General features: G+C 64.6%; 9 protein-coding genes. 5 read left to right on the top strand and 4 right to left on the bottom strand.

The features are described 5' to 3' along the window. Positions 1-221 precede the first annotated feature (221 nt). The 5 genes from OSH12_RS19355 to ligD all read left to right on the top strand — a co-directional run bounded on the left by OSH12_RS19355 (position 222) and on the right by ligD (position 7,776). Complete coding sequence (locus OSH12_RS19355; RefSeq protein WP_266345246.1) at positions 222-1,442, top strand: ROK family protein; 1,221 nt, start codon at positions 222-224, stop codon at positions 1,440-1,442. A gap of 19 nt (positions 1,443-1,461) precedes the next feature. Further along, positions 1,462-1,782: a hypothetical protein gene (locus OSH12_RS19350; protein ID WP_266345245.1), complete on the top strand. Its 321-nt coding sequence runs from the start codon at positions 1,462-1,464 to the stop codon at positions 1,780-1,782. 70 nt (positions 1,783-1,852) lie between these two features. Then, positions 1,853-4,114, top strand: a complete 2,262-nt coding sequence (locus OSH12_RS19345; protein ID WP_266345244.1) for a N,N-dimethylformamidase beta subunit family domain-containing protein — start codon at positions 1,853-1,855, stop codon at positions 4,112-4,114. A 154-nt stretch (positions 4,115-4,268) separates the two neighbouring features. Further along, entirely contained in the window at positions 4,269-5,129 is an 861-nt protein-coding gene (gene ku / locus OSH12_RS19340) for a non-homologous end joining protein Ku (RefSeq protein WP_266345243.1), read from the top strand. A gap of 1 nt (position 5,130) precedes the next feature. After that, positions 5,131-7,776 carry a DNA ligase D gene (gene ligD / locus OSH12_RS19335; protein ID WP_266345242.1) on the top strand — a complete coding sequence of 882 codons (2,646 nt, stop codon included), beginning with the start codon at positions 5,131-5,133 and terminating at the stop codon, positions 7,774-7,776. Between the two features lie 215 nt (positions 7,777-7,991). On the opposite strand, the gene OSH12_RS19330 is transcribed toward ligD, so the two are convergent. The 4 genes from OSH12_RS19330 to rbsK form a co-directional block, all read right to left on the bottom strand. Further along, the gene (locus OSH12_RS19330) at positions 7,992-8,933 is read right to left on the bottom strand and encodes a carbohydrate ABC transporter permease (protein ID WP_380224928.1); all 942 of its coding nucleotides are present in this window, start codon (positions 8,931-8,933) and stop codon (positions 7,992-7,994) included. Positions 8,934-8,944: 11 nt separating this feature from the next. Beyond that, the gene (locus tag OSH12_RS19325; RefSeq protein ID WP_266345241.1) at positions 8,945-10,060 is read right to left on the bottom strand and encodes a carbohydrate ABC transporter permease; all 1,116 of its coding nucleotides are present in this window, start codon (positions 10,058-10,060) and stop codon (positions 8,945-8,947) included. 158 nt (positions 10,061-10,218) lie between these two features. Continuing rightward, entirely contained in the window at positions 10,219-11,895 is a 1,677-nt protein-coding gene (locus OSH12_RS19320; RefSeq protein ID WP_266345240.1) for an extracellular solute-binding protein, read from the bottom strand. Positions 11,896-12,280: 385 nt separating this feature from the next. Further along, on the bottom strand, positions 12,281-13,219 hold the full coding sequence (gene rbsK / locus OSH12_RS19315; RefSeq protein WP_266345239.1) for a ribokinase: 939 nt from the start codon (positions 13,217-13,219) through the stop codon (positions 12,281-12,283). Positions 13,220-13,288: the final 69 nt, after the last annotated feature.

Below are 13,288 nucleotides of genomic sequence, written 5' to 3'. Positions count from 1 at the left end.
GCTTGTCGTGGCGTCTCGATCGTCTTGTTAGTATGAGGCTCGCACAAACATTTTAACTCGTCAACGACCCGATGTTCGGCTAAGAATTAATTCGGAGGTCGGACTGGTAGCGCGCGCACCCAGCCGACATTCCGTATAGGAAGCGCAAGACCGGCCGCCTGGCCGTCCGCAAGCAGGACGAGGACAGATTGGAGCGCGAAACTTCCCCGCAGCGTTGGCCTATGGACGAGGAAGACATTCCCGCCGATGTCCGCACCGCCCGGCCGGGGCGTGCGCTGCTTTCCTCTTCGATGGTCGGCTCGGCCAATCGTGGCCGCGTGCTGCAGACCTTGTTTGATCTGGGCCCGACGAGCCGGGCGGAGCTGGCGCGGCTCGCCGGCGTCAATCGCACCACCATTTCCGGGATCGTGCAGCCTCTGCTCGACCAGCAGGTTCTCGTCGAGGGCAAGCCGATCCGGCCGAGCGAGGCGGGCGGCAAGCCGGCGCGTCCGCTGTGGTTCTCGCCGGAGGCGCGGCCGATCTGCGGCATGATGCTGATGCCCGACGCCGTCCAGACCTGCCTCGTGACGCTCGCCGGCACGATATCGGCCGAGGAAAGCGTGCGCTTTCCCGCCGAAAACCCGACCCTCGCCGAGGTGACGCGCGCCATCGAGCAGGCGACGAAAAAAACCCTTTCCGCCGCGCATCGCGAGCCGCTCGGCATCGGCGTCGCCGTTGGCGGCATGGTCGACACGGATCGCCGCGCCGTCATCGCCGTCAATCTCGCGCCGGTGATGAACGGCTTTGAGCTTGGCGACATGCTGACCCGGCGCTTCGGCCTGCCGGCCCTGCTCGACCATCATCCGCGCGCACTGCTCGTTGGCGACCGCTGGTTCGGCAAGGGACGCGGCATGCAGAATTTCGCCGCCGTCTATACCGGAGAGGTTCTGGGCGGGGCGCTTTATCTCGGCGGCCATCTCTATCGCGGCCAGAGCGGCGCCGGCGGCGAGCTTGGCCACACCTTTGTGCAGGTCGATGGCGATCTCTGCGCGTGCGGCAGGCGCGGTTGCTGGGAGACGATCGCCACGGTCGGCTGGCTGCGCCGTCAGGCCCGCGCGATCGGCATCGACGCGCCGGACGCGATCAATTCGGCCCGCCTCGTGGCGCTGGCAGGCGCCGGCGTGCCGGGGGCGGCAAGCCTGCTCGATCTCTATGCGCGCAATGTCGCCGTGGGGATTGCCAATCTGCAGCAGACCGTGGCGCCGAATTTCTACATTCTGCATGGCGATGTCGTCGGCGGCGGGGAAATCATGGCCGAGGCGATTGCCGGACACGTTCGCGCGCTCGTACCATCGCGCAGCGGGGGGGAGATCCGCTTCGCGATTGGGGAGACGGAAGATCGCGCGGCGCTTCTGGGCGCGGCGGGTCTTGTCTTGTCGGAGTTGCTTCAGTTTCCGTTGTAGAGTTCAGGGGGAGTGCTTCATGGTCTACAAGATCGATCCAGAGATAGATCGACACTACATCGAGGAATTCCGCCAGAAGCCGATCGGTGCTCATAGCCCCGGCCTGCAACGGCTCCTCAATACGATGCGCCACGACCCTTCGGGCAAGCAGGTCGTGCTGGTCTGCAAGCGCCCGTTCGAGGAATGGGTGCTGGGCCTGATGCCGGTCGATCGGCGCGAGCCGATCGCGATCGAGGACGGGCCCGTCTTCACCGACATCGAAGAGGCGGAATGGGAAGTCTTCCGTCGCCGCTGGCGCCTTCTGACAGGCGAAAGCATCAATCGGCCGCTCCGCGACTGAGCCTTCCCGTTCGAACAGCAGGTCGCCGCCACGGCGATCCCGTTTCATGCGCCAATCTGGATGATATTCCATGCTCAAGATCGTCGGCTATCCCGAGCGCTACAGCGTCGCCCCTGGCGAGGAGATCGCCTTCAAGCTTTCGCTAGAAGAGGGGGAGACGTTTGAGGCCCGGCTGGTCCGCGTCGTCAACGGCGACTGCAATCCGGCCGGTCCCGGCCTGAAGTTTCCGCACATTCCGACCGAAATCGACGGCATCCATGCCGGCAAGCCGCAGCGCATCGACGCCGGCTCCTACATGATTGCCGCCGACATGCCGGCCGTTGCCGCGCAGCCCTTCTCCTTTCTCGGCTTCGTCTGGCCGACAATGCCGACGCGCGACGAACAGGTGATCGCCGCGCAATGGGATGCGGCCACCCAGGCCGGCTTCCAGATCAGCATCGGCGATGACGGCCGGCTTTCGCTGACGATCGGCGATGGCTCGGGCGAGACGGAAACGGTGCGCGTCGAACACGCCATGCTGGAACGACATTGGTATCAGCTCGCCGTGACCTTCGACCCGGCCAGCGGCGAGGTCACGCTCGACCAGCGCCCCTTGATCCCGGTCGCCGTGATCCGGGATCACGGCCAGTTCCGCGGCCGCATCCGGCTCGGCGTCAAGGCGTCGGCACTGCCGTTCTATCTTGCCGGTCGCCCGGAAGCGGACGGCACCATCGGCCGGCACTTCGACGGCAAGATCGACGGCCCGATCCTGCTCTCCGGCATTCGCAGCCATGCCGATCATGACAGCCTGCTCGCCGGCATCGCTCCGCGCGATGTGCAGACGGCGCGGATCGCGCAGTGGGATTTCTCCCGCGAGATCGAGAGCGTCGATGCCGTCGATATCGGCCCGTTCGGCCGGCATGGCAAGCTGATGCAAATGCCGGCGCGCGGCATGAAGGGGCATAACTGGACGGGCGAGGAGCAGGCCTGGCCGCGAAAGCCCGAGCATTACGGCGCGGTGCATTTCCACCATGACGACATTTATGACGCGGGCTGGGAGACCTCGGTCTCGCTGACGATCCCCGACGATCTGAAGAGCGGCGCCTATGCATTGCACGCCTCAGCCGGCGACAGCGACGAAACCGCGACGCGCGAGACCTACATTCCGTTCTTCGTCCGCCCGCCGCGCGACAAGGCCAAGCGCGGCAAGCGCCCGTCCGTCCTCGTGCTGGCCCCGACCATGTCCTATCTCTCCTATTGCAACCACGCCGAACACATTACGGCGCGGGGCGCCGAGCGGCAGATGGGCCGGCTTCTCACCTTCGGCCATGCCGATCTCTACATGTACGACCACCCCGAGCTTGGCGGCTCGCAATACGACACCCATGCCGATGGCTCGGGCGTCTGCTATTCGAGCCGGCTGCGGCCGAATTTGAACTTCTCGCCGCGCTATCATTCCTGGCTCGGCGGCCCCGGCTCGGCGCTCTACCAGTACAATGCCGATACGCATCTGTTCGACTGGCTCGACCACAAGGGCGTCGACTACGACCTGATCACCGACGAGGACCTGCACGAGGAAGGCTACGACCTTCTCGCCGACTACCGCGTCATTCTCACCGGCACCCATCCAGAATATCATTCGACGGCAATGTGGGATGGTATGAAGGCGTGGATCGATCGCGGCGGCCGGCTGATGTATATGGGCGGCAATGGCTGGTACTGGCGCATCGGCTTCCACAAGACCGAGCCCGGCGTTATCGAGGTGCGCCGCGCCGAGGATGGCATCCGCACCTGGGCGGCCGAGCCCGGCGAATATTACCAGTCGTTCAATGGCGAGTTCGGCGGCCTCTGGCGCCGCATCGGCCGCGCGCCCAACGTCATGGCCGGCGTCGGCTTCATCGCCCAGGGCTTTGATGTTTCGACCTTCTACCGGCGCGCGCCCGACGCGGATAATCCCCGTGCGGCGTTCATCTTCAAGGATGTGCCGGACGAGATCATCGGCGATTTCGGCCTGGTTGGCGGTGGTGCGGCTGGCATCGAGCTCGATTGCATCTCCCAAAATCTCGGCGGTCCGCCCAACATGCTGCGGCTCGCCTCGTCGGATGGTCACAGCGCCATGATGATGCTGGTCAACGAGGAATTCGGCGTCGTGCCGCCCAATCTCGGCGGCGACCAGAACGAGCGCGTCCACGCCGATCTGGCCTTCGGCGAGACGCCCTCGGGCGGCGCGCTGTTCGCTACGTCTTCCATCGCCTGGTGCGGCTCGCTGCTGCACAACGACTATGACAACAACGTCTCGCGCATCACCTGGAACGTGCTGGAGCGCTTCCTGGACGAAACGCCGTTCGTCTAGTGGATGGCGATCCGGATGGTGGCGCCGCCACCATCCGGATTACGGCTTGGCGCTATCCGCCGGAACGGAATCGCGCGAACGTCATTGGACTCCTCGTCCGTGCCCGTCAGGAATGGGTACGGGACACGCGTTTCGTGGCGTAGGAGTACGGCAAATGGCTCCAAGGGCAGTTTGGAAGGGCTTTCTCAAGGTCGCCGAAATTGTCTGCCCCGTGGCGCTGCACACGGCCGCCTCGACGTCGGATCGCATCACCTTCCACACGCTGAACCGCGCCACCGGCAACCGGGTCCGCCGGCACTATGTTGATCAGGATACCGGCAAGCCGGTTGAAACCGAGGACCAGATCAAGGGCTACGAGATCGCCGCCGGCGAATATGTCGAGATCGATCCGGAAGAGATCGCCGCCGCCACGCCGGAAAGCGACAAGACGCTGGCGGTGGAGGCGTTCGTCCGCAGCGACGAGGTCGACGACGTGTTCTTCGACCGTCCCTACTACCTGACGCCGAGCGACAAGGCGGCGGAAGAGGCGTTCGGGCTGATCCGCGAGGGCATGCGCAAGAGCCATGCGGCAGCCATCGCCCGCGCAGTGCTGTTCCGCCGGATGCGCAGCGTTCTGATCCGCGCCGAAGGCGATGGCCTTGTCGCCACGACGCTGAGCTTCGACTATGCGGTCCGCCCCGCTAGGGAAGCCTTCGATGGTATTCCGAAGCTGAAGATCGAAGGCGAGATGCTGGAGCTGGCGCAGCACATCATCCAGACCAAGCGCGGGACATTCGATCCGGCGGCTTTCGACGACCGCTATGAAGCGGCGCTCGCCGATCTCGTCAAGGCGAAGCTGGAGGGCAAGACTTTCGCACCGCCACCGCCGCGCAAGACCGACAAGGTGGTCGACCTGATGGCGGCGTTGCGCGAAAGCGCCGGGGCGATGAAGGCGGCAGGCGACAAGAGGGCGGCGCCCAAGAAGGTTGCCAAGTCTGATCCGAAGCCGGTAGTGCCACGGCGCAAGGCAAGCTGATATGGCCGCGCCGCTCGAAGCCTATCGCAGCAAGCGCGACTTCAAGACGACGCCGGAGCCAGCCGGCGCCAAAACGATCAAGGCGACCAGGTCTGCGAAAGTCGCCAAAAAGGCCGGGCCCAGCTTTGTCATCCAGAAACACGATGCGACCCGCCTGCACTACGACTTCCGGCTCGAGATGGATGGCGTCCTGAAAAGCTGGGCCGTGACGCGGGGGCCGAGTCTCGATCCTGAAGAGAAGCGCCTCGCTGTGCATGTCGAGGACCACCCGCTTGAATATGGCGGCTTCGAAGGCACCATTCCCAAGGGCGAGTATGGCGGCGGCACGGTCATCGTTTGGGATCGCGGCGTCTGGGAGCCGGTCGGGGACCCGCACAAGGGCTATGCCAAGGGCCATCTCGAATTCGAACTGAAGGGAGAGAAGCTGCATGGCCGCTGGCATCTGGTGAAGATGCACGGGCGCCCACGCGAAAAGCGCGAGAACTGGCTGCTGATCAAGGCCGAGGATGAGGAAGCCCGCTCGTCCGGCGCGCCGGATATCCTCGAGGAAATGCCGGATTCGGTGAAGACCGGCCGCGCCATCGCCGATGTCGAGAACGAGGCGCCGGGCTGGTCGTCCAAAACCGGCAAGATTCCGAAGGCCAAGCCAGTCGCCAAGTCGGCGGCCAAAGTAAAGGTCACCGACAAGCCGGAGCCGACTATCGAGGCGGCGCCGTCTCCGCCGTTGCCTGATCCCGCGAAACTGAAGGGCGCGACGAAGGGCCCGCAACCGGCTTTCGTCGAGCCCGCGCTGGCGACGCTCACGGACGCGCCGCCCGCCGGCGAGCGCTGGATCCATGAGATAAAGTTCGACGGCTATCGCCTGCAGGCGCATGTCGCGGCCGGGCGTGTAAAGCTTCTGACCCGCACCGGTCTCGACTGGACCAAAAAGTTCGGCAAGGAGATCGTCGGTGCGTTGCAGGCGCTGCCCATCGGCACGGCGCTGATCGACGGCGAACTCGTGGTCGAGACAGCGAGTGGGGCGTCGGATTTTTCGGCCCTGCAGGCGGATCTGAGCGAGGGGCGTTCCGATCGCTTCGCCTTCTACGTCTTCGATCTGCTCTATCTCGATGGCTATGACCTTCGTGAACTGCCACTTTCCGAGCGCAAGCAGGTCCTGGCGCAGATCGTGGCGGATGGAGCGCCGCTCCTCCGCGTCAGCCAGCACTTCGAAGAAGACGGCGAGGTCGTCTTTCGCCATGCCAAGCGGCTTGGGCTTGAGGGCATCGTCTCGAAGGTTCTGGATTCTCCCTATCGATCCGGCCGCAACAAAAGCTGGCTGAAGGCGAAAAGCTCCGATCGGCAGGAATTCGTCATCGGTGGCTATGTGCCTTCCTCGACCTCGCGCCGGGCCATCGGTTCGCTGGTGCTCGGCGTGCAGGAGGACGGCGCGTTGAAGCATGTCGGTCGTGTCGGCACCGGGTTTTCCGCGCGGCTGGCGGAAGACCTGTTCCAGACGCTGGAGCGCATGCGGGTGAGTGAAAGTCCGTTTGAAAAGCCGCTGACGGCGGAGGAAAGGCGGCAGGTTCGCTTTGTCCGGCCCGAACTGGTGGCCGAGGTGGAGTTCCGCGCCTGGACGGCGGACGGTCATCTCCGCCATGCTTCGTTCCGGGGGCTGCGCGAAGACAAGCCGGCCAGCGAGATCATACGGGAGGCGCCCACCATGGAAGCGAAACCGTCGAGGAAACGGGGGCTCAAGGTGGAGCCTAACTCCACCGTCAAGCTGACGCATCCCGACCGGATCTATTGGCCGGATGCCGGCGTCACCAAGCAGGGGCTTGCCGACTACTATGCCGAGATATGGCCGCATATCGCGCCGTTCATCACGCATCGGCCGCTGTCGTTATTGCGCTGTCCGAGCGGAATCACCGGCGAACAGTTTTTCCAGAAGAACGCCTGGAAGGGCCTGAACGAGGCGATCGTGCTGGTCGACGATCCTTCGACGGATGCGGTGGAACAACTGATCAGCATCGAGAATCTCGACGGGTTGATCGCGCTGGTGCAATCGGCCGTGCTCGAGATCCACCCCTGGGGCTCGACGATCGATGCCTGGGAAAAGCCGGACATGATCATCATGGATCTGGACCCCGGCGAGGGTGTCGATTGGCAGACGGTGATCGACGCGGCGCAGGAAGTTCGGCAACGGCTGGAGGACGCCGGGCTCGCCGCCTTCGTCAAGACGTCGGGCGGCAAGGGGCTGCATGTCGTTTCGCCGCTGACGCCGAAGGCGGAATGGCCTGAGATCAAGGCTTTTACCAAGGGGCTCGCCGACGCGATGGCTTCAGACAGTCCCGACCACTACGTCGCGACGATCAGCAAGGCGAAGCGGCCCGGCAAAATCCTGATCGACTATCTGCGAAACCAACGTGGCCAGACGGCGGTGGCGCCGTATTCGACGCGCGCCCGGGCCGGTGCTCCGGTTTCCGCGCCTCTCGCCTGGGACGAACTGAGTCCTGGCGTCGGTCCCAACTACTTCACAGTCCTTAATTTGCCGACCCGGCTCGCCTCGCTCGGCGTCGATCCTTGGGCTGATTTCCGCAAGGCGGCCAAGCCGCTGGAATTTGGCGCGGCGGCTGGGAAGAAGGGCAAAGTTCGCTCATCATCCTGAGGTGCCCGGCGGAGCCGGGCCTCGAAGGAGGGTTCAGGGAACACGCCTCTCGCCCCTGTGTGCCTCGCTAGATCTCCTTTCGAGGCTTCGCTCGCGCGAATGTCGGAGGCATTGCGGGCCTGACTGGGCTCGACGTCGATGAAGCCCGCCGCCCGAAAAGCCCTCTCCCGCGAGCGGGAGAGGGTGGGGTGAGGGGCTTGCTTGAGCGGTCCGGTCTACTTAACCGCGCCGGCCGTGAGGCCCTTGACGATGTAGCGCTCGAGGAAGATGCCGACGATGGCGAGCGGGGCGATCGCCGCCGTCGAGAGCGCCGCCATCGACCACCAGTTGATGCCCTGCGAACCGGTCTGGCTCGCCACCATGACGGGCAGGGTATTGGCGTTGGTCGAGGTCAAAAGCGCTGCGAAGAAATACTCGTTCCAGCACAGCACCACCGACAGGATGAAGGCGGCGACCATGCCCGGCAGCGAGATCGGCAGCACGATGCGCATGAACGCGCCCCAGGTCGAGCAGCCGTCGACCAGCGCCGCCTGTTCGAGTTCGACCGGGATGCCGCGGAACTGGTCGCGCATGATCCAGATAACGATCGGCAGCACCATCAGCGTGTAGACGACGATCAGGCCGATGCGCGTGTCGAGCAGTGCCAGTTCCTTGTAGAGAACGAGGAAAGGCATGGCGAGGACGACGGGCGGCAGGATCAGCTGCGACAGGAAGAAGAAGGAGATGTCGCGGTTGCGCCAGATGGCGAATTTGTAGTCGAACCGCACCAGCCCGTAGGCAGCGAGCGAGCCGAGAATGACGGCCAGAAGCGACGCGCCGATGGCCATGATGGCCGAATTCAGGAAGCGCTTCATGAACTCTTCGCGCACCGTCGAGGTGCTGAAGATGGTGTCCGGCGACAAGCCGATCGACCGCCAGCCACGCCAGTCGGGCGTGTAGTCGACCCAAGGGATCATATGGCCCTGGGTGACATCAACCGCGACTTTGAACGAGGTCGTGATTGTCCAGTAGATCGGGAACAGCGCGATGAAGGTCCACAGGATCAGCAGCGTGTAGATCGCGACCTTGCCGGCGATGCGTTTGGTGTTGCTGGCGAGCTCGCTCTGCGGTTCGCGGTAGGTGTAGGGACGGGTGGCCATGCCGGATTGTGCTTTCATTGTACTAGCCATCAGCCTGTCACCCGCTTCATCCAGCGGCTCGAACCCCAGAGCAGCAGCGCCACGAACAGGGCGATCAGGATGAAGTAGAACTCGGCCACCATGGTGCCGTAGCCGACATTCGAGCGATCGCGATACTCGCGGAAAATGAAGCTCGAGACGGTGTCAGTCGAGCCGCCGGGGCCGCCGGAGGTCACGGTGATGACGATGTCGGCGAGCTTCAGCTGGAAGATGATGCGGATGATGATCGCGGTGATCGAGACCGGCAGCATCAGCGGGAAGATGATCTGCCAGAACGAGCGCCAGCCATTGGCGCCGTCAACCTTGGCGGCTTCCAGAATTTCCTTGGGCAGCGCCTGCAGGCCAGCCAGCAGCAGGATCATTACGAACGGGATCCAGACCCAGGCGTCCATCGCCATGATCGAGAAGCGGGCGATCCAGGGCGAGGCGAAGAAGGCGGGGTTTTCCCAGCCGAGATGGCGGGCCAGCGTCGCGGCCGGGCCGAAGCGATATTCCATCAGCGACTTGCCGACCATCCAGCCGACGGCGACAGGGCTCAGCATGAACGGCATCAGGAAGGCGACGCGGAAAAACTTTCGCGCCCGGATTTCGGCGTTGAGGAGAAGCGCGAGGCCGAAGGCGATGGCGTACTGCACCAGCACGGCCAGCACATAATAGCCCATGTTGCGCAGGGCGTTCCAGAAGTAGCTGTCGTGCATCAACGCCCAGAAATTGGCGAGGCCGTTGAACGAGCGGCCGTCAAACGAGGCGAGGTTCCAGTCGGTGAAGGCGATGTAGAGCCCGGCCACCGTCGGGAAGATCACCACGGCGACGGTGAACAGGATCGCCGGAAGCACGAACAGCGCGCGCTTGCCGCCTTCGCCGCGCATGAGCACCTGGCCCCAGCCGAGCGCGACGCCCCAGGCGAGATAGGCATAGAGAACCGGCCGCCAGTTGGCGAAGCCCGTTTCCGTCTGGCCGGCGGCATAAAGCCCCTGATAGAGCACGATCGCGGCGAGCGCGAGGGTCGCCAGCGTGATCAGCCATTTGCCGGCCGAACGACGTGCCGGGGGTATGTCGTGCGTCGCGATCAAATCCTGCGGCGCGGCAATTTGGGACGTCTGCATGGGGTTTGCTCATCAAGGAGCGTCGAAAACGACACTGCAGAAAAAACCGGCTGGCGACGCCTTCGCGCCGCCAGCCCTGAAGGATCCCCAGACCTTGCCTCCATCGGGCAGCCCCGGCAGAGGCCGGCCAGCCCGAAGGCCGGCCGGGGTCCGTTGGCTCAGCTACCGAGCGAAGCCTTGTAGAGCTCGATCTGCTTTTCGCGGCCGATCTGGTCGGTCAGCTTCTCCCAGGCAGCGGCGATCTTGTCGGCGCCTTCCTGGGCGGTACCCTGACCGGCAAAGGTCTTGGCCAGTTCGTCCTCGGCGATCGAGTAGTACTGGAAGATGCCGGGGATGCGCGGCTCGATCGCCGCGTTCGGGTGGTTGTAGCTGTCCTTGTTGGCGTTGAGGTAGGCGGTGATGAACGCCTCGTCATAGCCGGCGGCAACCCATTCCGGGATGTTGAACTGGCTGTTCCGGTAAGGCTGGAAGCCCGACGGATAGGCCGACATCCAGAGCCCGATGTCCTTGCCGCCGAGATGGGCGGCAGCGGACCAGGCCGCCTTCTTCTTCTTTTCGTCCGCGTCGACGCGGGACATGACGTAAACGCCCCAGCCGATGAAGGCCATGTTCGGCGCGTAGTTCGGGCCGCTCGCGAGCTTGTCCCACTGGCCGGTCTTGGCGTTGTAGACGTCGTCCGAGCCCGGCAGGATCGAGAAGCCGGTGACGTCGCCGACGACCGAGGTGTCGCTGGTCTTGGCGTTGGAGCCGACATCGCCCCACCAGGAGACCATCGAGCCGGTGCCGCCGAGGAACTGCTGGAAGGCGGTGGTGTTCGGGTCGGCGTTGATCTGGTCGGCCGGCTCCGAAGGCAGCGCGTCGATCACGTCCTGGATGGCGCGCACCCAGGCCGGATTGTTGACCCGCGGCTTCATCGTGTCGGCGTCGAACAGCCAGGCCTTGTCGTCCGGATGCTTGGCGTAAGCGGTGGCGCGGCTGCCGAGGAAGTAGAAGCCGAAACCGCCCCATGCCTTCGGCGCGTCGAGATAGCCGTAGAGGTCTTGGCCACCGAGCTTCTTGCCCTTGAGGAACTTGGTCGCTGCCTGAACCTGCTGCCAGGTCTTGGGAACCTCCCACTCGGTCGTATTGCCGGCTTCCTTCCACGCCTTGGCGAGGTCGGCATCGGCGAACACGTCGGTGCGGTGGTTGAAGGTGTGGCAGTCGCCGTCGATCGAGACGCGATAGGTCTTGCCGTTCCAGGTGCCGACCGGCGCCTTGAGGTAGCCGACATAGTCGTCCATCTCGATCTGGGCCTTGACCCAGTCCGGCATTTCGGACGCGAGGCCCTTGCCGCAGACGTCGCCCTCGAAGGGAGCGCCCATCTCGATGACGTCGAAATCGACGGTGCCGGTAGCGATCGACTGCTGCAGGCGGGCGTTATAGTCAGCCTGGGCCAGATCGATCCAGTTGATCTTGGCGCCGGTATAGGTCTCCCACGGCTTCAGGAAGCCGCGGAACAGCATGTTGTGCAGGTTCTGGTTGTTGAGCCCCATGAAGGTCAGCTCGACACCGGCGAATTCGCCTTCCTTGACGTTCTTCTTGGTCGCGTCGAGAACCATCTCGCCGACCTTCTGCCAGTCGGCGTCGGTGGGCGAGCCCTTGCCAACACCGGGAACCGCCAGCAACTGGGCGCGAAGGTCGGATGCCTGCGCCAGGGCAGGCTGGGCGAACAGGCTGGCACCGCCCATGCCGAGCGCGCCGGTCGCAGCGAGCGCGCCGAGGCCGGCGGCGCCCTTCAGGACGCCGCGACGGCTGGCCTGCCACTTCGAATGCTGATCGTAGTCCTGCGTCTTCATGAAAATCCTCCCGATTTCGATGATATTTTGGCTTTTGCAGCAGCATCGCCGGACCGTTTTACGGCTCATCTGGCGCGCCTGCACACATCCACCCTGGATCCGCGAAAATCGCGCATCCAGCGTTCTCCGCACCACCCTCCAGCGGTGCAATCCCCTTCTGGCGAAGACCGCGCGAAGTATGCGTCAGCCCCACAGGGAGTCAACAAGAGCCACAATTTCGGCTTGCGTCAATCAGTAAGTTTTTCTTCCCTGCAGTATGCTTTTCACAGGTAAAAAATCAAACGTCGCGCATATGTTCTGTGTGCCTCAGCTATTTTAGAGGCGCATTATCAATCCGGAGCGGCCTCAAGGCGCCCCTGTTGAGGGGGGCGCTGGAGCCTCTACGTCATGTCCGTGTCGTTTCGAGCAGGGGCTCGACTTCGGCAAGATACGGCATGGACGGCGCCGTGCCCGCCCGCGTCACGGAGATTCCGGCGACGGCGCAGCCGAAGCGGGCCGCCTCGATGGGATCGGCGCCGCGCGCCAGCGCCGCCGCGAAGCCGCCGTTGAACGCGTCCCCCGCGCCGGCCGTCTCGACGACCGGACCGGCGCTGACGGCGGGAACGTGGATCGAGCCGGCTCGCGAATGCAGCAGCGCGCCCGCCTCGCCCAGCGTGATCAAGGCGGTGCCGACACCCTTTGCGAGAAACGCATCCCCCGCTTTTCGCGCGCTGTCGAGGTCCGTGACGGCGATACCGGTCAGGAACGCCGCCTCGCTCTCGTTCGGCGTGACGTAGTCGCAAAGCGGATAGAGTGCGTCGTCGAACGCCTCCGCCGGGGCGGGGTTGAAGATGGTGATGACGCCTGCCGCCCGCGCAATTTCGAGCCCTCGCTTCGCTGCCGCGACCGGCTGCTCAAGCTGGGTGATGAAGACGGCCGCCTCGCGGATCGCATCCGCTGCTGCGTCGACATCGGCGGCGCTGATGGTCGCTGCCGCGCCCGGAACGACGATGATGGCGTTTTCTCCGGAGGTCTCGTTCACATAGATGAAGGCGGCGCCCGTCGGCTCGTCCTCCATCTGGGTGACGCGGGCGGAAATTCCCTCGGCGCTCCACGTGTCGAGCGCGACGGCGCCAAATGCGTCCTTGCCAATCTTCGAGAGAAAGGTGACGGATGCGCCGGCTCGCGCCGCCGCTACGGCCTGGTTGGAGCCTTTGCCGCCCGGTCCCATCTTGAAGCCGGAGCCGGCGATCGTCTCGCCGACTGCCGGCATCCGTCCGGCTCGAAAGGCGAGATCCGCCACGAAGATGCCGAGAATGGCGACGCCGCGCCTGCTATCCGCCATGTTGTGTCTCCGGCCTAGAGCGTTTTCGAGCAAAGTGGGAAGCCGGGCTGCGTGAAGACGCGACCCGGC

Source organism: Kaistia terrae (genome assembly GCF_026344005.1).
Lineage (GTDB): Bacteria > Pseudomonadota > Alphaproteobacteria > Rhizobiales > Kaistiaceae > Kaistia > Kaistia terrae.
This window is presented reverse-complemented; position numbering and strand designations above follow the sequence as displayed.

Bases quoted from the DNA above. Each gene is read 5' to 3' on its own strand.
- ku (WP_266345243.1), top strand. From the start codon at position 4,269: ATGGCTCCAAGGGCAGTTTGGAAGGGCTTTCTCAAGGTCGCCGAAATT.
- rbsK (WP_266345239.1), bottom strand. From the start codon at position 13,219: ATGGCGGATAGCAGGCGCGGCGTCGCCATTCTCGGCATCTTCGTGGCG.
- OSH12_RS19325 (WP_266345241.1), bottom strand. From the start codon at position 10,060: ATGCAGACGTCCCAAATTGCCGCGCCGCAGGATTTGATCGCGACGCAC.
- OSH12_RS19355 (WP_266345246.1), top strand. From the start codon at position 222: ATGGACGAGGAAGACATTCCCGCCGATGTCCGCACCGCCCGGCCGGGG.
- OSH12_RS19350 (WP_266345245.1), top strand. From the start codon at position 1,462: ATGGTCTACAAGATCGATCCAGAGATAGATCGACACTACATCGAGGAA.
- OSH12_RS19330 (WP_380224928.1), bottom strand. From the start codon at position 8,933: ATGAAAGCACAATCCGGCATGGCCACCCGTCCCTACACCTACCGCGAA.
- ligD (WP_266345242.1), top strand. From the start codon at position 5,131: ATGGCCGCGCCGCTCGAAGCCTATCGCAGCAAGCGCGACTTCAAGACG.
- OSH12_RS19345 (WP_266345244.1), top strand. From the start codon at position 1,853: ATGCTCAAGATCGTCGGCTATCCCGAGCGCTACAGCGTCGCCCCTGGC.
- OSH12_RS19320 (WP_266345240.1), bottom strand. From the start codon at position 11,895: ATGAAGACGCAGGACTACGATCAGCATTCGAAGTGGCAGGCCAGCCGT.